This is a genomic window from Cellulophaga sp. Hel_I_12 (assembly GCF_000799565.1).
Lineage (GTDB): Bacteria > Bacteroidota > Bacteroidia > Flavobacteriales > Flavobacteriaceae > Cellulophaga.
In genome coordinates this window covers 2,812,705-2,833,687 of record NZ_JUHB01000001.1, presented here as the reverse complement: position 1 = coordinate 2,833,687, position 20,983 = coordinate 2,812,705, and the positions used below count along the sequence as shown (strand labels likewise).

The window sequence follows — 20,983 nt, the reverse complement described above, 5'->3', positions numbered from 1 at the left end:
CAAAACGAATGTATGATCAAATGAAAAAATTGACCAATAGAGAAGAAGAAGTCATGATGATTCTTTGGGATTTAAAGCAGGCCTTCGTAAAAGATGTTCTAGCAGAATTTCATATAGAAAAGCCTCATTACAATACGCTATCAACCATGATTAGAAATTTGGAAGAAAAGGGTTACGTAGCACATTTGGCTTTTGGTCATACCCATCAATACTATCCTATTGTTACCAAAGAAGTATATAGAAAACGCTTTATGAACCAAGCGATAGAAGATTATTTTAGCAGTTCTTACAAGAATTTAGTCTCTTTTTTTGCTGCTGAAGAAAAAATTAGTGTTGCAGATTTAAAAGAAATCATTCACAACATTGAAAACAAAAAATAATGGAAGATTTCTTTATATATCTCGCTAAAAGTTGTCTGCTACTAGCTGTTTTTTTCTTGGTTTTTAAACTTTTTTTAAGCAAAGAAACTTTTTTTGAAGCGCATCGGTTATTTTTGGTAGGTGGTATTTTCACTGCGCTACTGCTACCTTTTGTTTTCCTTAAAAAAATAGTATGGGTTGAAGCGCCACAATTTCAAAACATAGATTTTAACACCATAGCGTACACCGAAGTAATTACTCCAGAAGAAACAGACTGGTGGCAAATTGCAGGAATTATCTATATCATAGGTGTTGTCTTTTTTAGTATTCGCTTTATCATACAATTGTTTTCGCTTTACCGTTTGTTTAAAAAATGTACGATTACAAAAAAGGGCGAATTTACTTTTGCCCTGACTACGGATACTGTGAGTCCGTTTTCTTTTTTCAACATCCTATTTTACAACCCAAAAATGCATACTGAAGAGGAGTTAAAAGCTATTTTGATTCATGAACAAATACATGCTAAACAGCAACACTCATTAGATATTTTGTTGGTACATGGGCTCACTATTTTTCAATGGATGAATCCTTTTTCATGGATGTATAAAAAAACTATGGCTCAAAATTTAGAATATATTGCGGATAAGTATAGCGCAAATACCCTAGCAGACAAAAAAGCCTATCAATATTTACTATTGCATCAATCGGGGCAAGTAGCTCCAAAAACAGACCTCATCAATCCATTCTTTAATTCATTAATCAAAAAACGAATCGTCATGTTAAATCAAAACCCATCAAATCCAATTCATGTAGTGAAGTACGGTCTTATTTTACCCTTATTAGGAGTATTTCTTTTTGCTTTCAATACGGAAACTATCGCTCAGGTAAAAGAACGGGAAACCAATGAAAATAAATGGACTTATGAGATACGTGAAACACGTTTTGAGGTTTTGGTAGACAAAAATTCCACGGATGAAGAATTAGAACGTGATCGTAAAGCCTTAGAAGAAAATGGGATTGCCCTTAAATTTTCAAAAATTAAAAGAAATAATATAGGGGAAATTATCAAAATAAAATCTACCTATACAACCAAAGATGGAAAAAGTGGTGCCTATAGCGTATCAGACGATGAACCCATTACGCCATTTTCATTAGTTATCAATTTAGACAAGTCAGGTGATTTAAATGGCATTGGATATAAACCAGCCGGAAAAGAGAATCGTTTTATATTATTTTCGCCTGACGGAGAAACCATAAACATATCTACTAGTGACTCTATTCTAAAACTTAATAGCGCGAAATCTTTCGTTATTCGTACAAGTCAAAGTGAAGAATTTGATGTTGACGATTTCCCATCAGACTCCCTTTTAAATGCTATTGACATAAAGCACATTAAAAAAGTTGAAGTACTTAAAAATGAAGATGGTAAAACTGGAAGAATTAGTATCTCCAAAAAAAACTTTAAAGACCCAAACAAGGTAGCGCAAATTGAGTTGCCTGCGAGTTCGAAAAGTTTTAATTGGAATGATATTCATCAAGAAGAGAAACCTTTAATTGTTGTTAATGGAGAAGTGACTGAGCATTCAATCCTAATAAGTTTAAACCCAGATACTATTGAAAGTCTTAGTGTTTTAAAAGATAAAAGTGCCACGGCAGTTTATGGTGATAAGGGCAAAAATGGGGTAATTATAATAACCACCAAAAAAACCAAGAATAAAACTGGTTTCCTTGAAAATACTTCGGACAAAGCCTTATATATTATTGATGGAGAAATGATAAAAGGAAACCCTGAGTCTATCGGTTTAAAACCAAATGAAATTGCAAGTGTAATGGTTTTAAAAGACAAAAGTGCTACTGAACTATATGGCGACAAGGGTAAAAATGGGGTTATTCAGATCATAACTAAAAAAGCTCAAAAAAATAAAGATAAAACCCAAAATTCTTTAGAGAAAGCTTTGTTTGTTGTTGATGGAGAAATAACAAGCGACATAAATAACATTCAACCAGGCGATATTGATGCCATGAATGTTCTAAAAGGAGAGGCTGCTATTAAAAAATACGGCGCAAATGGTGCAAATGGTGTAATTGAAATTGAGACAAAAAAAGAGATCAAAATTATTGGGTATGGTACTAATAATGAAAGTACAACCAGAGTCAGTGATTTAAACTCCAAAACAGCTGAAAACTTTTATGTAGAAGCCAAAAAAATCTCCAAGGATGGTAAAACGTATATTTCAGGTAAGGTTTTTACTAGCGATACGGTACTTCCGGGAGTAACTATAATTATTGAAAATTCAAAATCTGGAACAATTACGAATTTTGATGGTCAGTTTACTATTGCTGCTGAAGACGGACAAAAATTATTATTTCAGTTAGTAGGGTTTCCAAACGCCGAACTTAAAATTACTGAGAACCAAAACTATTCTATTAGCACGGCCAAGAAATAAATTATGACAATAAATATCATATTGATTTAGTACTTTCCAAACCCCCCTGCGCACCTAATTTTTCGTAGGGGTTTACTTTTTTCTAAAAATAACATCTTGACTTTCCATGCTGTTTACCACCAATTTAACATAATCATTCATAGATCGTTCTACGTTTTTGGGATCGGTTATATCAATACTCCCACGCCAAACTAAAAACCGATCTTTGCCTTCACAGATGCAATACAAACTAGTTTCTGTGTGATAGATTTTAAAGGCATCAAAATAATCGGTGTCGTAATACACATTTTGAGATTGAATATAATCATCTCTAAAAGTACCCTTATAACTCGCCCAATCCGCCATACTTTGCTTAAAGGTTTGTTTATTCTCAGTACCTGTAAGCTTTGTAATTAAAACGGCATCAAAATCTTTATCAATTAGTTGCTGTTCAACAGCGTCTAGTTCATCCATAGTTTTTGCTGTAACCGTAAACTCCACATCAAACAAATCAACGCTCCTCATAACTTCTATGTTTCGCTTTTCAAATTCATTTTTAAGCTTTGTTTCAAAGGCAATACGCGTTTCCTCATTAGGCGTGATACCCACTAACAACACTTTATAGGCTGTAAAAACTACATGATCCGGATTTTTATAGGTATCGATCATTTTTGTCGATGCGCAACCTGACAGCACCAACGACAATAGTATAAGAATTAAATTTTTCATTTTATTAAATTTATGGTTTTCTGTTTTTTAGAATACCTCCTGCGTAATTAAATATTTCGGACTTTAATAGTTTAAAAGTTTCAAAGCTATGCAAAACTTGCTTCTTTAATAGTTTATGTTGCTCATAAAAAGTTAAATCGCAGGTGTTATCTTTACATTCGAGCATACCACCCAATTCATTTTCATGTTTTTTAACGGCTAGTTTAAGAGACGCCCATGCGACATTTGCTGATGCTAATTGCGACTTATAATCTTGTAAACGTTCAAAAAGATTAGGTGTATTTGGTTCAAAAACATAGGATTCTAGGAGCTTCTTCATAAAAATTAATTCTTCCTCTAAAAAATTAAAGGTCGAAACCCAATAGGTACAATCTTCATGTAACTCCGCTACTTTTTGATGCTGACTTAAAGGATTCGTTTCCATATGGCTTGTTTTATACAAGGTTAAAGTTACGAAGCCTGAGCTTATCATTATATGATGATTATCAGTTTTACAATGGTGTTTAGCTTTAGCTCTTTTTAAAACTCAATCTAGAATTTTTTTTACATCACCAATGAAAGTCAACCAAAAAATATGACCCTACGAGGTAAGCGCAAAACCATGCGAATAGCCCGTTGTGCTAGTTACAGTTTAAACAACATAAGCCCCTACTCTTAAGAGAAATAAAAAAACGGATACAGTTAATATAGTATAAACTCTTCGCGTACTTTTCGGAAAATTTTTTCATTCTTTTAAAAAGCCCAGAACAATTTGACTCCAACAAATAACAAAAAATTTAAACTAAAAGATTTACCATCCTTAATTGTAGCAACGTACAAAGCTTGGGATGCTTCAAATCCATGGCGATTAAGTGCGGTAGTTGCCTATTATTCCGTGCTATCCCTACCGGGGCTTTTAATTATTATTATAAATATTGTGGGTGCCGTTTGGGGTCAAGAAATTGTTCAAGGGCAATTGACCAATGAAATTTCATCAGCTTTAGGTAGCGATGCAGCAGCGTCTATTGAAACAATGATGTCCGAAACTTTAAATAAAGACAAAAACCTAATTGCCACCGTTATTGGTTTTGCTACTTTGTTATTTGGTGCTACTGGGGCATTTTACCAATTAAAACTTTCTCTGAATGAAATTTGGAATGTGAAAGCAAACCCAGATGCGAGTTGGTGGAAACTAGTTACAGATAGGGCTCGAAGTTTTGCCTTTATTTTAGTCATTGGATTTTTATTACTCATTAGCTTTATGCTAACCGCGGGTATTGCTGCATTAAATGATTACATCAGAAAGATGCTCCCAAACATATTACTTTATGTGGCTTATTTCCTTGATTTTATTGTATCTATCGGGATTATAACGATACTTTTTGCTTTAATGTTTCGCTACTTACCCGACATTAAAATTAAATGGAAGACGGTTTGGAAAGGTGCTTTAATTACTGCCGTATTATTTGTCATTGGAAAATCACTATTAGGTTACTATTTCGGAGAAGCCAATCCAGGATCTACCTATGGCGCAGCAAGTACTATTGTGCTAATTCTTTTATGGGTTTCCTATTCTTGCTTAATTCTCTTTTTTGGTGCCCAATTCACTTATATTTATGCTAAAAAATACGGAATCTTAATTGAACCGAGCGATGTAGCTCAAAATAATCATTCCAAAACACCTAATTAAATAAAAACCTTTTTTATGACAGCAATCAACCCTAAAACCATACGGCAGTTGTTTATTATACTGCTTATTTTATCATTAGGTTTTCTTATTTTTTATCACATGCTACCTTACCTCACTGGGGTGCTTGGTGCTATAACTATTTATGTTTTGCTGCGGAAACCGATGGCTAAACTAGTAGAAAAAGGCTGGAATAAAAACCTGGCAGTAAGCTTGTTGTTGTTAGCTTCTGTTGTTGGAATTTTAATTCCAGTAATAGGAATTATTTTAATGCTTACAAATAAGGTGAAAAGTGCCGTTGATAATTCTGAAAAAATGATTAAGGCCGGAAAAGAACAAATAGGGGTATTAGAAAATAGAATAGGCTATGATCTTACCTCTCAGATTGACGCCTCTGCCGTGTCTACTTGGTTGTCGGAAAATCTACAGAGTTTTGCGGGGGGCACTTTTAATATATTTATTGCTGTAAGCATCATGTACTTTATGCTGTACTATATGCTTACCAATAGAAAACAATTAAAAGAATCACTGTATGAATATATCCCCATGGGAAGCAAAAGTATACAGATGATTGGTAAAGATGTACAATCTATGGTGAAATCTAACGCTATTGGCATTCCATTAGTAGCGGCTGCACAAGGTATTGTTGCATTAATTGGCTTTTTAATCTTTAATATTGAACAACCCTTCTTCTGGGCAGTGGTTGTTTTTGTAGGTTCTGTGATTCCCTTTATCGGTACTATTATCGGTATTTTACCCGTTTTTATCATTACACTTGCCACTGGAGACAACTTTCAAGCTTGGGGTATCTTAACCTATGGTATATTGGTGGTAGGCACAACAGATAACTTATTACGCCTAGTAATTTTAAAAAAGTTAGATAATGTACACCCCCTGATTACCCTAATTGGCGTTATTGTCGGCGTCCCTATATTTGGATTTATTGGACTTATTTTTGGTCCGCTATTGATTAGCCTGTTTTTAATTGTACTTAAAATATATAAAGATGAATTCGGAAAGGAATTTGAAAACACACAAAAATTATAAACGTAAATTTTAACACTTCCTATATCAAAAGCATTAATCTAAAAAGGCTTAGCGTTAATCTTAGCTATGAATAACTCGTAAACTTGTAAGCAAAAGCAAAAAAAATTATGACAGCACCAGAACAAGTTCAGTTACAAAATATAGCAGAATGTGACTATGAAATATTTGCTTTGTTAAAACAGCGATATAGTCCAAGAACGTTTAAAGACCTAGCCTTAAAAGAACAACATATAAAACAACTTTTTGAAGCCGTTCGCTGGTCTGCAAGCTCTAATAATGTACAACCGTGGCGGTTTATTTATGCAGAAAAAAATTCGGACGGATACCGTGAAATACTTTCATGTTTGAGTGATTTTAACAAAAAGTGGGCAGAGAACGCTCCGCTTTTAATGCTTACAGCCTATAAAAAAGAAACCGATGATGGGAAAGAAAATTTTCATGCCCTACACGATTTAGGACTTTCCTTAGGGGGAATGACCATGCAGGCCCAATACCTAGGAATTGCTTTGCATCACATGGCAGGAGTTGATTGGAAAAAAGCACAAAAAATATTTAATATCCCAGAAGGGTACCATTTAACCTCAGCGATAGCCTTAGGATATTATGGTGGTGACCTAGAAAAACTATCTACCGAATTACAGCTACAAGAACTCGAAGAAAGAGACCGAATTCCACAAGAAAAATTTGCCTTTAAAGAACAATGGCAAGATTAAATTTACCAAACATGACCTGCGAGTCATCTAAAAAATAAAAAGAGAGATATTTTTAAAAATATCTCTCTTTTTATTTTTTAGATGTATGCCGTGCTATCTTATTCAAAAGCTAGACCAGATAAAACAATTGCTAGCACCAATAGCACTAGAAATACGAGAATGATAACACTAGCCATCAATGTTTTCTTGTTCTTTTGTAGTATAAATTGTTGTGTTTCGTCTTTAGGATCCTTAATAAATTTGGTCTGTTCATCACTTTCTTTTTTTTGCATTGCTTTTTTGTGTATCGTTATTCCTTTTAAATTTAAGGGAAATTGTAGGGCGGCATTAACCTTAAGTAATACTAAATTGACTCATTTACAATCTTAGTAATACAGTCAAGCTTAAACCTGTTCGGGACAATATTTTAAAAGCTAAAACCTTAATTTTGTCGTAGAATAGTAATTGAAAATCAATTATCTTTATAAATAACAAAAAAACAAAATCATGAATAACAACAGTAATACTTTACTAGGAATTTTAGCAGGTACTGCTATAGGAGCCGCACTTGGAATATTATTTGCCCCAGACAAAGGGTCAAAAACAAGAGAAAGGATAGCTAATCAAGCATTAGAAACAAGAGATTCTATTGCAGAATCGGCCCATGATTTAAGAGATAGAGCAGCCAGTACTTTAGCTTCACAACGTGAAAGCTTAGATGCTCAAGTAGAAAATATAGTATCTAACGTAAGTCACAAAACAGAAGATGTCATTTCAACCTTAGAAAAAAAATTAGCTGAATTAAAAGCAAAAAATAAAAAATTACAGAAATCGTAATTGTATGGATGTTATCAACGCTTTAGACAAAACAACAAGCAAAGCAGGAAAATCTGGGAGAAACTATGTGAAATCAACTCGTAAGTATTACGAATTAAAAATATTTCAACAGATTTCATTGTTTACATCTTACGTTCTTAAAGTGGCGATCATAGGTTCTATTTTTGCTTTGGGACTCATATTCATAGCTGTTGCAGGCGCCGTAGCCTTAGGAGACTATTTGGACAATATTGCATTGGGCTATTTAATTGTAGGAGCTTGCTTTTTTCTGCTAGCCCTTTTCATTTATTGGAGTCGCAAAACAATCGATAAATTCATTATTCAGAAATTATCAAAAACATATTTTGACTCATGAGAAATAAAAATTACAGCTCATTCGAAGAAATAGATTATGATCTAAAACTTTTAAATTTAGAGAGAAAAATAAGTATCGAAGAATTAAAAGGCTTAAAATATGATTTGCAGGAAAATTTAAGTCCGTATAGCTGGCTCAAAACTGGCTTAAGATTATTTGGTAATTTTGGTAAAATAATGCTCTTAAAGAAGTTATTTAAATAAATCGAAACATACCTTATTTAAAGACCAAAACAATTTTAGGATTGTTTTGGTCTTTTTATTTTATACAATACTAAAAAGCTTCTAACAATTTCTTTTGATCTGCTTTATTCTTAATATTCTCCTGAATATCAATTTTTAAATTAGTTAACTCCGTTTCTAAACTGTGTTTGTTATCTATAGAAATTTTTGGATTACGAAGCACATATTGTAAGGTCTTTATCAATTGAAACAACACCATACAGTCTTCTTTCGCATAAAACCGTATAGGTTGTATTATAATTCGTAAGAGTTCATCAACAGAAATATTATGGGTTACAATAATTAGGTTTTTTTGTTCTAATTTTTGAGATGTGGCGTTGGCAAAAGCTACCGTTGTATATAAGAGCTTGCCAATTTTCACAATGGCTTCAATGGCAGTACCTGGGTCGTTTATACCTGGAGACATGGCTTTTACTGCTATTTCTGAAAGTTTAATTAAACCACTAATCCCTTCATCACCATCATGCCTGTTGGTTGATATGGTAAAGCAAAACAGCAAGGCCTTTTCTTCCTCATCAGATAAATTTTCTGAGACTTCTGCAATAACATCACCTTTATAAATATGTTGATTCAAATAAGGAGTTATATTAAACTGATATCCATTAGATTTTAAATTTTCCGCCATTAAACTCACATAAAAACCACTGAAATAACCTGTTTTATCACTCAATATAGACCTAAACCCTGCTGATTCTGAGTGCCTAAGTGCTATTTTGTTTTGTTGATTTTTATATGCTTTTTCTAAGGATTTTGAACTAGACCTATAGATCCGATCAATGATATTATTTATTTGAATTGCTGTAGAAATATTATGAATAAAATAAACGAATAAACCTACGCAAACCACACCGAATATAGCGGCCAACATAGTTGACAAACCTATCGAATTAGACTCAACTCCCTCTGCTCCTAAGGCTATCAATATAAAAATGAAATACAGTAAAGTACCTATGTAAACACCTAAAATTATTTGATGTTTTTTATTCGACACTAAATTAGGTAACAAGCGTGGTGAAAAATTTGAAGATGCCTGATTTAACACCACCATAACCATCGAAAAACTAAAAACAGTTAAAGATATAATTCCTCCAATAAATGTGGTTAAAATAGTCCTTGCTGTTTCAAAATCTGAAATAAATAAAAAGGGTAATTCTTGTTTAATAGTAGCTATAAACTCTGAATTTTCTATTTTGAGAATTAATAAAGCAATTATAAAAAAAGAAATTGCTAGTAAAACTGGATAAAAAGCAATGCTTTTTAACACCTTAGTGCCAAGTTCCCTAACAAATTTTATAAGATTTCTAATCATGAATTCTAAAGTTTATACAGTTAAATTTAAGGTTCTTATTACAATTAAATTGGATAAAAATCAAAGCAGTTAATCAAATTTGTGATAAAGCACATGGATGTTGCCATATACTTTTAATTTTAGGTAATTAAGATTTGGTTGGTTTTTTTAAAAATGACTTTAACGACTTTATTTACTGTTAAAGTCATTTTTTTTACCGTTATTAAGGCATCACTTAAATTTAAATCTTTTAAAAGAATACCCTTAAATTATGAAAATTCAAATAAGCAAGGCCTGGGATAAAATGTTAATGCGGTTAGATACCTGGTTAGATCAATTCATAGTAAACCTTCCAAATATAGTTATTGCTCTACTTGTCTTTTTTATTGTTGTGCTCCTTTCTAAATACCTAAGTAAACTAACGCTGAAAGTATTAAGTAAAAGTAGCCTTCAAAAATCTATGAAAAATGTAATTGCAAAACTAATTTCAGTGTTTGTAATTCTATTAGGGCTATTTTTAATTCTTGGAATTTTAGATTTAAGTAAAACACTAAATACCATTTTAGCTGGTGCTGGTGTTGCTGGTCTAGCCGTTGGACTAGCACTACAAGGAGCATTGTCAAATACTTTTTCTGGTATAGTTTTATCCTATATAAAACAAATAAAATTTGGAGATTGGATTGAAAGCAATAATTACGAAGGAGAAGTTGTAGACATCGATTTACGAGCGGTGACCATACGTCAACCTGATAATAATTTAGTGTATTTACCCAATAAATTAGTACTTGAAAACCCCATAAAAAACTTTTCGTCTACCTCACAGTCTAGAGTGATCATGCATTGTGGCGTTGGTTATTCTTCAGATTTAGAATTTGTAAGGAATCTGGTAAAAAAGACCATTGCTGAAAAATTTAATTCTGTTGAAGGCGAAGATAATGTGATTTTCCTTTATAAAGAATTTGGAGATAGTAGCATAAATTTTGAAACGCGATTTTGGATAGATTCAACTTCAGCTCTGGAAGTTGCCAAAGCCAAAACCGAAGCTATGATTTATATCAAAAAGGCTTTTGATCAAAATGATATTAATATCCCTTTCCCTATAAGAACTTTAGACTTTCCCAAGAATTTTAGCATGCCAAATTCGAGCAAATAGATTTCAAAGTTGATCATTTTAAATAGCGCTCTGAGCAATAAATATTTTTGCCTTTTAGCGTTAACAATGGCAATTACCACTCAATAGCTTGGCAATCACGTCAATTTTATATTTTTTTGAAATATTAAATTAAATAGCTTATGCCTAACTTGGAGTGCATGTAAAGAGATAAGCATAAAAATTAAATTATCTCACTCACTTTAAAACAAAATAGCATGAGTACGTATACAGAGACCATAGGAAAAAAACTAAACAACCTATTAGAAAAAACATATGATGCTGAAAAGGGGTATAAAAAAGCAGCAGAAAAAACAGAAAATAGACTGTTAAAAACCTTTTTTACCAATAAGAGTCAACAGCGATATGATTTTGGCCATCAACTGAAAACAGAAATCACAAGTTTTGGTCAGAAAGTAGATAAAGGGGGAAGCATTACAGCGGCTGCACACAGAGCATGGATTGATGTAAAATCACTTTTCGCCTCGGATGATAAAGAAGCCATTTTAGAGGAAGTGATTCGCGGAGAAAAAGCGGCCATTGATGATTATAAAGATGTACTTTCCGAAACAAATTTACCGCCAAGTACAACAACGCTTCTTACACAGCAAATGAATCAAATTCAATTAGCCTTATCTAAAGAAAAAATTATGGAAGGTGCTTTGTAGCACCTCTACATAAATTTAGTTAAACATTAAAAAGAATACCCTTGGGGTATTCTTTTTAGTTTCAGAACACCTTATGGGTCAACAAATTAACGGATTAGGTTAATTGAAAATAAAAATAAAAGACAACTTTGTTAAACAGAGTTAGCATAGCGCTAATTTTATGAACCTTAAAACAAAAACTATGTTACGTTGGACCGTTACTTTTGTAATTTTAGCAATTATCGCCGCCGTATTTGGCTTTGGAGGCATCGCCGAAGGGGCAGCCAGTATTGCAAAAATATTATTCTTTATTTTTTTAGTGCTCTTGGTAATATCGCTTATAACTGGCAGAAAAAAAATATAACGACAATATTTAGTAAGTAAAAGAGTACCTAACCCTAAAATAAACAAAAATGAAAAAATCATTCGTATTTACCCTATTACTTCTATTCTTTACCATTACCCTTTCGACGTTCACTAGTTGCAGGGAAGAAAAAACTGCAGGAGAAAAAATCGAGGAAGGCATTGAAGATGTAGGAGACGGAATTGAAGAAGGTGTTGAAGAAATCGAAGATGAGATTGACGATAACACTGATGAAAATTAAAATTTGAACTTTTAAAAGTTTAAAAATTAGGGACAAAATCTATTTTAAAAGGTTTTCGTCCCTTTTTTCAATCTAAATTATTGGAATGCTCACTTTTAAAAGCGAAGCCAAATACTAGCACAACGCGTTTATCTGCACCTAGAGAATAAGCCTCATTTTTAAGTGAAAACAACCATATTCCGCCGGATCAGATAGTCATTGCTTAGGTGCAAAAGAACCTAAGCTCTCCTAAAAATTGTACAACATTTTAATTTAAAAACTTGCAAAATCATGGAAAATGCAAAAAGCGAAAAAGCTTATATCGAAAAATACCAAAACTTAGGTTATACCGCCAATTATAGAGTAATTGACGCGCTTTTAATTGATTTAGAAACAAAAAAAAAGTATACTCCTAAAGAAGTGTATATTGAAGAAGAATTTAGGTTTGAGGGTATGAGTAACCCCGCCGATATGTCTATCCTCTACATTATACATACTAAAGACAAAAGTAAAGGAACTGTTTTAGCAAATTATAGTCCTTCGAGCGATACCGAACTGGCAGAATTTTTCGCTGCTATTCCTAAAGAAAATTCTAAGTCGAAATGAGATGCTAGACGTCTTATGGTGCAAGGGAGATTTTAATAAAAATTAGGTATCCCAACTATCGCTAATACAAAATTTACCATATTTGTAGTCTTAGTAGTGCTACTAATTTTATAATATTATTTGTATATCTTTTCTTATGAGAATTAATTTAAAGTTCGACTTTAATATTTTATCAAAAAAAGTCTTGTGTCAGCAATTAGATGCCATAGGAATAAAGTATACCATACAAGGTTTAGGAGAGGTAGAAATAGAGAAAATGCCTAAAGACGTTACCTTAAAAACAATTGAAGAAGCGTTCACTACCTATGGGATTGAAATTATTAGCGATCAGCAAATAGCCTTAGTACAGCGCATAAAGGATGCCATCACCGTGTTAATTAATGATGAGAATAATTACAAAAAATATAACGTTTCTACTTATTTGTCAGAAAAACTTGATTATTCATATCCCTATATATCTAATATTTTCTCAGAAACAACGTACACTTCTATAGAAAATTTTGTTATTTTAAAGAAAATTGATATTGCAAAAAGCCACATCGTAGAAAATCGTTTAACTTTAACTGAAATTGCATTTAAATTAAACTATAGTAGTGTGGCGCACTTATCAGCGCAATTTAAAAAAACAACAGGCTTAACTCCATCTACTTTTCAAAAAATTATAAAAAAAAGAAAAGAGAGAAAGATGACCCCATAATATGGAACAACATATGGCATTAAACACCTTAAACGTAGCCCTTGCAGACGACGATGAAGATGATAGATTAGTATTTAAAGATGCTATAGATGAACTTAAAATAAAGACCAAATTATCCTTGTTCATTAATGGAAAAGAATTAATGGACTATTTGAGGTTGCCCAATGTTATTCTTCCAGAAATTATTTTTTTAGATCTAAATATGCCCGTAAAAAACGGAATGCAATGTTTAAAAGAAATTAGAGAAAATCCCCAACTAAATGGGGTTTCTGTAGCTATTTATTCTACTTCTTCTTCGGAAAAAGATATTGAAGAAACTTTTATCAATGGGGCCAACGTGTATATTAACAAACCCAATAAGTTCTGTGACTTAAAATCAGTGATAGAAAAAGTTTTACAACTTAATTGGCAATACCAAACCTCAACGCTTAACCGAGATAATTTTTTATTGAGAATTTAATAAAATCCCTCAAATCAGTATCAATGAATTTTAAAAAATTTATTTCTTCTACCCAACTATATGTTGTTTTAATTATATCAGCCATAAGCATGCTGGTTATTCTTGGAAGTGTAAGTTACACTAAAACAGCGGCTTTAAAAGCTGCTTCTGATGCTGTTTCTCACACCTTAGTGGTTGAGAAAGAAATTAACAAGCTTTTTGCTATCTATTCGGAAATGGAGTCTGCCCAATTAAAAAACTTACTTCAAAAAGACACGCTAACTTACAATGCAAGTTTTCAAAAACTAACTATAGATGCTGAAAATTCATTTGCAACCTTAAAAAAGCTGGTTTCCGATAGTCCTGTACAAATAAATCATCTTGAACGTGTTCAGGAGCTTCAGAAGAGTTTAACAAATGCCCTAGGACTAATACCTAATTCGCAAAGAAATACCATCAGACTTTCTAAAAATCTGATTTCAAAAATTGATGATGTTGCACATATCATGGCTGAACTTAATCAACGAAAAAAGTTTATGCTCAGCACAGAGGACGCACAGCTTCAAGAGCGAAAAAAGGAATACGAGTCACAGGCTTTTTTAACTCCTGTGATGATTCTTTTATTAGGTCTTTTCGCGCTGCTCGTCTTTATTATTTCATTTTTAAAAATAAATAGAGAACGCAAAAATAGAACTAAGGCGGAAGCATTTTTAGCGAATGTATTAGCTCATACTGAAAATATTATAAATTATTACGATCCTGTTTATGACGATGAGAATCGAGTTGTGGATTTTAGAGTAAAATACGCCAACGAAAGAAATAAAATAGATTTGAACTTAGATCCTGAAAAAATGAAAGGTAAGCTTTTAAGTGAAGTGATGCCATTTGTTAAACTACACGGAGAATATGAAAAATTAATAAGCGCTTTTACAGAACAGAAGTTTTTTAATTTAAATCGCCAAGTACAATTAAATGGTGAAGTAATTTGGTTAGAATCAAACATCAGACCAATGGCTGAAGGACTCTTAGTCGTGGCAAAAAACACTAGTTTTGAAAAAGAATCTGTAGCGCGCTTAAATGATTTAAATGAAAAACTAAGGGAGCAATATGAAGAATTAAAAGATACCGAAGAATTTCTGCAGAGTGTTATAAAAAGCACAAACAATGTGGTTAGTTATTTTAGACCTGTACGAGATGCTTCAAACCAAATTATTGATTTTACCATTCTTTATACTAATGAAGAAGTAAAAAATGCTACCGGTGATTTACCGGTTGAAATTTTGAATAAAAATATTTCAGAAGTATACCCGTTTTTAATGAAAAACGGTGTTTTTGAAATTTTTGTAGAGGCGATTCAAAGTAACCAAGTTAAATCTTACGAAAGAAGTTACAATTTCAATGAAAACATATTTTGGTTTGATACTTACGTTATTAAAACAGGTGACGGTATTTGTGTTACATCTCGTAATATCACCAAACAAAAAGATAATGAACAAAAAATACTTATTGCTAACGAGCAATTAAATATTCAAAATTCAATCTTAAAAGAAGCCAAACGCATTGCTAAAATTGCCAGTTTTAGATGGAATTATGAAGAAAACGATTTTGAACCATCAACTATTTCTGAAAATTTATTCGATTTGCTTGGTTACGACGCTAATGAATTTAATGCAGAACACAGCACATTTAAAAAACTTATTCACCCTGACGATCTTGCCAATTACGAATCTGAATTAAAAAAAGCCTTTGAACAAAAAAACGATGTCAATTTTTCATACCGAATAATCTCAAAAAACAATAAAATTAAACATTTTAAAACAACAGGTAATTTTCAAGGTTCTACTTTAGTAGGTGTAATTCAAGATGTGACGAGCCAGATCAAAGGAGCTCAAAAATTAAGAGAAAAAAATCAAGAATTAGTACGATCCAATGCTGAATTAGAGTCATTTAATAGAGTTGCAAGTCATGATTTACAAGAGCCTATTCGTAAAATTCAAATGTTTGTTTCAAGAATAGCCGACAATGATTTGGATAAAATGTCGGACAAAAGCAAAGATTTTTTTGAGAAAATCAACAGCTCATCTGAGCGCATGCGATTATTAATTAAATATTTATTATCCTATTCTCGCATTAATACATCAAAAAACGATTTCGCTGAAGTTGACCTTCACGATATTTTAGATAAAGTGCAAGAAGACCTTGAGGATCGAATAAAAGAATCTGAGGTATCTATTACCGTTGACGAATTACCTACAGTAAGTGCAATTCCTTTTCAGATGGAGCAACTTTTTAACAACCTAATTTCGAACGCCATAAAATACAAAGGCATAGAAGATCCAAAGATTATAATTGCCTGTAAAAAGTTAAATAGAAACGAAATTACTGATGATTTTATAAAAAAATCAAAATGGTATTACCGCATTTCGGTATTAGATAACGGTATTGGCTTTGATCAGGAACACTCCGAGAAAATATTTGAACTATTTCAACGACTGCATCAAAAAAATGAATATTCCGGAACAGGTATTGGCTTAGCGATATGTAAAAAAATTGTTCAAAATCACAAAGGCCATATTATTGCTGAAAGTGAACTCGGAAAAGGTGCTGCCTTCTGTTTTTATCTACCGGCTCAATAGGTTTTTAAAGGATCCTTTATCTTTTGCTTTGCCATTTGATGAATTCAAAAATGTCAATAATTTCTTGTCTACAAAGTAGTATAAGATCTCTTTAAACAGGTTCAAAACCCTTTCGTTTTCTTTAGATGTGATTTTTTTCAAATGTAGTTATGCCTTCAAATGCATTTTAAAAAATAGTTCTCAGATACAACTATCACACATATTATCTTAGCGCTAATGCATCTAATAAGGTCTATATCACTTAAAAAACAGTGTTTTCCCATAATTATGTAACATAAGCCAATAATTGTGTAACATAGCAAGCTAAGCTTTTTACGAACTTTGTAGTGTTCGATTGAAACAATTAATAACCCTAAAACAAAACACTATGAAAACGCTATACATAAAAACAGATTCTATTTCGCAACTATTTAATGAATTACAAAGTGAACTTGGTGGCAAGCTAAATAAAAATCATCAAGAGTATACTTTAGAATTAGACAATACCATCGCTACTGGGAAAATATCTGGATTATCATTTAAAAATGATATTTCATTTGTTAAGTACGACATAACCTTTAAACAAGATACTATTCTAAAAAGCCATACGGCGAATTCAAACCCCATCAACTTTATGTTTTGCTCGAAAGGACAATTAGCCTATGGTTTTAGCGAAAAAACTTCTAAAAAGTTTTTAAATCAATTTCAGACCAGTATATTTTCTAGTGATCCTAATAGAGATACCTTATTGTTTTTCAGAAAAGACCACACAGTTAAGTTTTCAAATATAAAAGTAGATGCTACAGTGAATAGTGAAGATGAAAGCATCGACTTATTAAAAACGCAATTAGTAAAAACCTTTATGCCCAAAAATGGCGAAGAAATTTTTTCTTATGTAGGTTCTTACAACTTAAAGATTGCTGAAAAATTACAACAAATTGATGCGATAACTCAGAAGGGTGTTGTCCGTAATTTATTGATCCATGGAAATGTACATGTAATTTTAGCCATGGAAATTCAACAACATAAAGAAGATTTAAAGAGCACTAAAAATAACTTTGGTACCTTAACCAGAAGTGAAATGGAGGATATTAAAGAAGTATCAAGCTTCATCCAGAACTATCCAGAAATTCAATATAGCCTAAAATATTTAAGTAAAAAATCGGGCTTGTCGCCATCAAAATTGCAGGAAGGATTTAAATTATTACATGATAGAACAGTGACCGATTTTATTAGAAACGTTCGTATCGAGACCGCAGAAAATCTAATCAAAACAACCGATTTGAACATCTCCGAAATTGTGTATACAGTTGGCTTAACAAGCAGAAGTTATTTTTCTAAAATATTTAAAGAAAAGTACGATTGTAGCCCAAAATACTACCAAGATCATCAGCAGAATTTAGCAGTTACTGCGTAATACTTTATCAGACTTATTTCCTGTTACATACGGCGAGTTAGGTGTATCGCGGTATGTAACAGTTCTTTTTTCATATATTGATTTCAATAGCTGTTTACCTCTGAATAATCATACCTTATCAGCTAACTTTCTCAATATTGTATAGGTATGAGCCACACCTATTTCACAAAGCCAAAAAAAAGAAAAAGAGAATGTTAAGCCTTAAACTTACCCTAAACAAATTATGCAAAAACCAAATAAAAGACTAGAAAATCAAACCTGTGTTGTAACAGGTTCAAGCTCGGGTATTGGAGCAGCGATTGCGAAAGCGGTTGCCGCAGAAGGTGCAAACGTCGTTGTAAATTACCATACGAATAAGGAAGGCGCAGAGGAAGTTGCTCACGCTATTTCAAATAGTAAAAACAGCGGAAAAGCTATTATTATTAAGTGTGATGTTAGTAAAGAGAATGAGGTAGATACTTTATTCAAGAAAACGATTTCTGAATTTGGCACTGTTGACATTTGCATACCCAATGCTGGTTTACAAAAAGACTATCCGCTGCACAAAATGCCCTTGAAGGCATGGCAGCAAGTTATAGATGTAAATTTAACGGGACAATTTTTATGTGCTAAAGCGGCCATTAATGAATTTTTAAGACGAGGCATGCGTCCGGATGTATCAAAATCTTTAGGCAAAATAATACATGTAAGCTCTGTTCATGAAATAATTCCTTGGGCTGGACATGCTAATTATGCGGCTTCTAAAGGAGCCTTAAAAATGCTTATGGAAAGCATCTGTCAAGGATATGCTCCTAAAAAAGTTCGTTGCAATAGTATTGCACCAGGTGCAACAAAAACAGCCATTAATAAAGAGGTGTGGAATACCAAAGAGGGTTTGGAGAATATTTTAAAGCTTGTGCCTTATGATCGAATGGGGATTCCAGAGGATATGGGTAGCGTTGCGGCTTGGTTAGCTTCCGATGAAGCGGAATACATCAACGGCACCACTATTTTCGTGGATGGTGGTATGACCTGTTATCCAGGTTTTACTGAAAATGGATAATTTTTACTTACCCTTCTGTTAAAATATTTCTTTGTAGCATAAACAATACATAAAGTAAAAGGCTACTTTTTATAAATATTAGCGCTATCCGCTTCTAAATATTTCTTGAATTCAGCGCCTGATTTTAATTGATAGTATTTCTCTCCAAAAATTAAAACAGGAAATTGTACCAATTGCGGGTTTTTTTCTAATATTTTTAGCCAATCATTCGGCTCCATGGCAATAGTGTCTTCTCCGTATTTTTGTTTAAAATCTGGATGACTAGTGTCTAACAAATCTTTTACTTTAATATTTAAACCATCGGCCAACTCCGTCCATTGTGTCGGTGTTACTGTTGTTTTTGTTATGTCAATTCCGAGAACTTTTTTATCTGAAGATTGTACGTAGGCATAACATTGCTTCCCTATACTACCTTCAGAATTGTAGTATAAACTTAATTTATTTTTATCTGTTGAAATTACTCCCATATCGTCCATAACTTAATTTTAACTAAAAATAAGGCTACAAATTAAAACCATGTGGCGCGATACATTTTTTTATTAATGCGATTACTACTCCTTTTCTCCATTTCCAGTAAGCGTTGAAACCAACCCATCACTTACATTTTTCCAAATATAATTAAAGAACGATTTGGTATTATCACGTTCCGTTTCAATAGTGCCAAAACGATATCCGCTATCGTTGGTGTTTGAGCCATCATTCGTGAATATATTGCCTATAAAAGTTAATACTTTATTAACTCCAGAGCGATCTTTTTTTAACACCTGAAATTTAAAATCATCATATTTCATTTTCATATCTCCAGTGGAGGAGTAGCCATTTCCGCTAAATGTAAAATAGAGTTCTTGGATTGTACCGCTAGACTTTGCTCTTAGATTAGACATCATAAAAGAATTTATAGCCTTAGTATTAAAATTCATAACAGTACCTTTGACGAGCATCAAATTTTTGTTCGAATTTTCACGAAAAGTCCAGTCAAGGGTGATGGGAGAAACACCCATTAAATTTGCTGTATTTTTAAAAATAATGGGGTCCCCATTTAAGTTCGATATATTTTCTATTGTCGAATTCAAAGCTGTAAAGTAAATCTTTCCAGCTTTACTAAGCTCGTTCACGAGTTCTGTATATGCTATTTCACCCTTTTTAATATCAACTTTGCGAATGTCTATTTTGAACGGTAAGTTTTCAATTTTTTTATACAATAGTTCCTTGAGTTCATAATCATCAGGCAACAACTTATTACGATACATTTCTAGGTATAATTCATTTAACTCTATAGCCCTTATACTCAAAAGACTTGAATCTTTATAGCCCTTACATTGAAAATCATCAATTTCGACGACTGGGATTTGAAGGTCAATAAAATCACGTTCCTTGGTTAATTTGCTTTGTAAAGCTACTTTATCATATTTTGAGACCAAATGAAAACCTTGAATAACAAGATTTTGGTCAGTGTATAAACTGTCTATTTCTAGTTTTTCAAACGGACTAAGATTTACATAAATAGGTCCCGAATTTAGATGGTACGCTTTATACGCGATGGGTACTTTTGAAGCTAAGGAAGTTGAATCTAATTTAAAATCTTCAAGTTGTACATTTAGGTTTTCAAACTTCACTAGAACGCTGTCATTTTTAGGATCAACTTGAGTAAGATAGCTATTTTTTAAAATCAAATTTTTAATAGAAATTACTTTTTTAAAGTCTTTTGTACTTGACTGTAAAATACTTACTGAATCTTGTTTTGCAAAATCACCTTTAACAGCGTCGAACAAAACAGAATTTATTTTAAAATTTCCAGATTGGTATAGTTCAAAAAAATTTATGCCTTTAATTTCAAGTCTGTTTATCTTTAAAGGATTTATCCATAAACTGGTATCTTTTGACTTTACTTGTAAGGCACTCAAACTCACATTTCCTAAAATAAGATTCATCCCAAAATCTTTATATTGAACTTCAAAGCTCTTGGCCACTTCCCCTTTAAGCATTTCTTCAATTTTAACTTTAACCATAAAATGTAATGCTGCATATACAGCAAGCAAAAGTGTCAAAACAGCTCCTATAATTTGTATTCCTTTTTTATGTGATTTTCTCATTTTTAAGCACTAAAATAATATTAGTAAACTTCTATTAATAAAGATTAAAACC

General features: G+C 32.3%; 24 protein-coding genes. 18 read left to right on the top strand and 6 right to left on the bottom strand.

Going from position 1 to position 20,983, the window contains the following annotated elements; genetic code table 11:
- The first annotated feature begins 20 nt into the window (after positions 1-20).
- Positions 21-380 (top strand): BlaI/MecI/CopY family transcriptional regulator, encoded by a 360-nt coding sequence (locus tag GQ45_RS12255; protein ID WP_047420363.1) that lies wholly within the window; start codon positions 21-23, stop codon positions 378-380.
- On the top strand, positions 380-2,806 hold the full coding sequence (locus GQ45_RS12250) for a M56 family metallopeptidase (protein ID WP_047418394.1): 2,427 nt from the start codon (positions 380-382) through the stop codon (positions 2,804-2,806). The genes GQ45_RS12255 and GQ45_RS12250 overlap by 1 nt, the downstream gene beginning before the upstream one ends.
- 72 nt (positions 2,807-2,878) lie before the next feature.
- On the opposite strand, the gene GQ45_RS12245 is transcribed toward GQ45_RS12250, so the two are convergent.
- Together GQ45_RS12245 and GQ45_RS12240 are read right to left on the bottom strand one after the other, a co-directional pair.
- The gene (locus GQ45_RS12245; RefSeq protein WP_047418391.1) at positions 2,879-3,514 is read right to left on the bottom strand and encodes a hypothetical protein; all 636 of its coding nucleotides are present in this window, start codon (positions 3,512-3,514) and stop codon (positions 2,879-2,881) included.
- A 10-nt stretch (positions 3,515-3,524) separates the two neighbouring features.
- Positions 3,525-3,938 carry a hypothetical protein gene (locus tag GQ45_RS12240; RefSeq protein WP_047418390.1) on the bottom strand — a complete coding sequence of 138 codons (414 nt, stop codon included), beginning with the start codon at positions 3,936-3,938 and terminating at the stop codon, positions 3,525-3,527.
- A 327-nt stretch (positions 3,939-4,265) separates the two neighbouring features.
- Between GQ45_RS12240 and GQ45_RS12235 the strand changes: the two genes are divergently transcribed.
- The 3 genes from GQ45_RS12235 (at position 4,266) to GQ45_RS12225 (ending at position 6,940) form a co-directional block, all read left to right on the top strand.
- Positions 4,266-5,183 carry a YihY/virulence factor BrkB family protein gene (locus GQ45_RS12235; RefSeq protein ID WP_047418387.1) on the top strand — a complete coding sequence of 306 codons (918 nt, stop codon included), beginning with the start codon at positions 4,266-4,268 and terminating at the stop codon, positions 5,181-5,183.
- Positions 5,184-5,198: 15 nt separating this feature from the next.
- Entirely contained in the window at positions 5,199-6,227 is a 1,029-nt protein-coding gene (locus GQ45_RS12230; RefSeq protein WP_047418385.1) for an AI-2E family transporter, read from the top strand.
- Positions 6,228-6,334: 107 nt separating this feature from the next.
- A complete protein-coding gene (locus tag GQ45_RS12225) occupies positions 6,335-6,940 on the top strand; it encodes a nitroreductase family protein (protein ID WP_047418382.1) in 606 nt (201 codons plus the stop codon).
- Between the two features lie 98 nt (positions 6,941-7,038).
- Here GQ45_RS12225 and GQ45_RS18035 read toward each other — a convergent pair whose 3' ends face one another.
- Positions 7,039-7,212 (bottom strand): hypothetical protein, encoded by a 174-nt coding sequence (locus GQ45_RS18035; RefSeq protein WP_156125433.1) that lies wholly within the window; start codon positions 7,210-7,212, stop codon positions 7,039-7,041.
- Between the two features lie 214 nt (positions 7,213-7,426).
- Between GQ45_RS18035 and GQ45_RS12220 the strand changes: the two genes are divergently transcribed.
- The 3 genes from GQ45_RS12220 to GQ45_RS12210 are packed head-to-tail and all read left to right on the top strand — an operon-like array spanning position 7,427 to position 8,314.
- Entirely contained in the window at positions 7,427-7,756 is a 330-nt protein-coding gene (locus tag GQ45_RS12220; protein WP_047418380.1) for a YtxH domain-containing protein, read from the top strand.
- Positions 7,757-7,760: 4 nt separating this feature from the next.
- Positions 7,761-8,111 carry a hypothetical protein gene (locus GQ45_RS12215; protein WP_047418377.1) on the top strand — a complete coding sequence of 117 codons (351 nt, stop codon included), beginning with the start codon at positions 7,761-7,763 and terminating at the stop codon, positions 8,109-8,111.
- Positions 8,108-8,314: a hypothetical protein gene (locus GQ45_RS12210; protein WP_047418374.1), complete on the top strand. Its 207-nt coding sequence runs from the start codon at positions 8,108-8,110 to the stop codon at positions 8,312-8,314. Before GQ45_RS12215 ends, GQ45_RS12210 begins: the two co-directional genes overlap by 4 nt.
- Positions 8,315-8,384: 70 nt before the next feature.
- Here the strand turns inward: GQ45_RS12210 and GQ45_RS12205 are convergent, their stop codons facing one another.
- Positions 8,385-9,662, bottom strand: a complete 1,278-nt coding sequence (locus tag GQ45_RS12205) for a DUF2254 domain-containing protein (protein WP_047418372.1) — start codon at positions 9,660-9,662, stop codon at positions 8,385-8,387.
- A gap of 250 nt (positions 9,663-9,912) precedes the next feature.
- On the opposite strand from GQ45_RS12205, the gene GQ45_RS12200 reads away from it, so the two are divergent.
- The 10 genes from GQ45_RS12200 (at position 9,913) to GQ45_RS12155 (ending at position 18,838) form a co-directional block, all read left to right on the top strand.
- Positions 9,913-10,794 carry a mechanosensitive ion channel family protein gene (locus GQ45_RS12200; RefSeq protein ID WP_047418369.1) on the top strand — a complete coding sequence of 294 codons (882 nt, stop codon included), beginning with the start codon at positions 9,913-9,915 and terminating at the stop codon, positions 10,792-10,794.
- 215 nt (positions 10,795-11,009) lie between these two features.
- Positions 11,010-11,459 (top strand): PA2169 family four-helix-bundle protein, encoded by a 450-nt coding sequence (locus GQ45_RS12195; RefSeq protein ID WP_047418366.1) that lies wholly within the window; start codon positions 11,010-11,012, stop codon positions 11,457-11,459.
- Positions 11,460-11,640: 181 nt separating this feature from the next.
- A complete protein-coding gene (locus tag GQ45_RS12190; protein WP_047420362.1) occupies positions 11,641-11,802 on the top strand; it encodes a DUF1328 domain-containing protein in 162 nt (53 codons plus the stop codon).
- A gap of 49 nt (positions 11,803-11,851) precedes the next feature.
- The gene (locus GQ45_RS12185; protein ID WP_047418365.1) at positions 11,852-12,043 is read left to right on the top strand and encodes a hypothetical protein; all 192 of its coding nucleotides are present in this window, start codon (positions 11,852-11,854) and stop codon (positions 12,041-12,043) included.
- A gap of 270 nt (positions 12,044-12,313) precedes the next feature.
- Positions 12,314-12,628: a hypothetical protein gene (locus GQ45_RS12180; RefSeq protein ID WP_047418362.1), complete on the top strand. Its 315-nt coding sequence runs from the start codon at positions 12,314-12,316 to the stop codon at positions 12,626-12,628.
- A 136-nt stretch (positions 12,629-12,764) separates the two neighbouring features.
- Positions 12,765-13,325, top strand: a complete 561-nt coding sequence (locus GQ45_RS12175) for an AraC family transcriptional regulator (protein ID WP_047418360.1) — start codon at positions 12,765-12,767, stop codon at positions 13,323-13,325.
- A gap of 13 nt (positions 13,326-13,338) precedes the next feature.
- On the top strand, positions 13,339-13,785 hold the full coding sequence (locus tag GQ45_RS12170) for a response regulator (RefSeq protein WP_047420361.1): 447 nt from the start codon (positions 13,339-13,341) through the stop codon (positions 13,783-13,785).
- A gap of 23 nt (positions 13,786-13,808) precedes the next feature.
- Positions 13,809-16,400: an ATP-binding protein gene (locus GQ45_RS12165; protein WP_047418358.1), complete on the top strand. Its 2,592-nt coding sequence runs from the start codon at positions 13,809-13,811 to the stop codon at positions 16,398-16,400.
- 367 nt (positions 16,401-16,767) lie between these two features.
- Positions 16,768-17,796, top strand: coding sequence for an AraC family transcriptional regulator (locus GQ45_RS12160; RefSeq protein WP_047420360.1), 1,029 nt, complete (start codon positions 16,768-16,770; stop codon positions 17,794-17,796).
- A gap of 223 nt (positions 17,797-18,019) precedes the next feature.
- Positions 18,020-18,838 carry a glucose 1-dehydrogenase gene (locus GQ45_RS12155; RefSeq protein ID WP_047418356.1) on the top strand — a complete coding sequence of 273 codons (819 nt, stop codon included), beginning with the start codon at positions 18,020-18,022 and terminating at the stop codon, positions 18,836-18,838.
- A gap of 62 nt (positions 18,839-18,900) precedes the next feature.
- Here the strand turns inward: GQ45_RS12155 and GQ45_RS12150 are convergent, their stop codons facing one another.
- Together GQ45_RS12150 and GQ45_RS12145 are read right to left on the bottom strand one after the other, a co-directional pair.
- Complete coding sequence (locus GQ45_RS12150; RefSeq protein ID WP_231555197.1) at positions 18,901-19,314, bottom strand: arsenate reductase family protein; 414 nt, start codon at positions 19,312-19,314, stop codon at positions 18,901-18,903.
- Positions 19,315-19,389: 75 nt separating this feature from the next.
- The gene (locus tag GQ45_RS12145) at positions 19,390-20,931 is read right to left on the bottom strand and encodes a hypothetical protein (protein WP_047418354.1); all 1,542 of its coding nucleotides are present in this window, start codon (positions 20,929-20,931) and stop codon (positions 19,390-19,392) included.
- Positions 20,932-20,983: the final 52 nt, after the last annotated feature.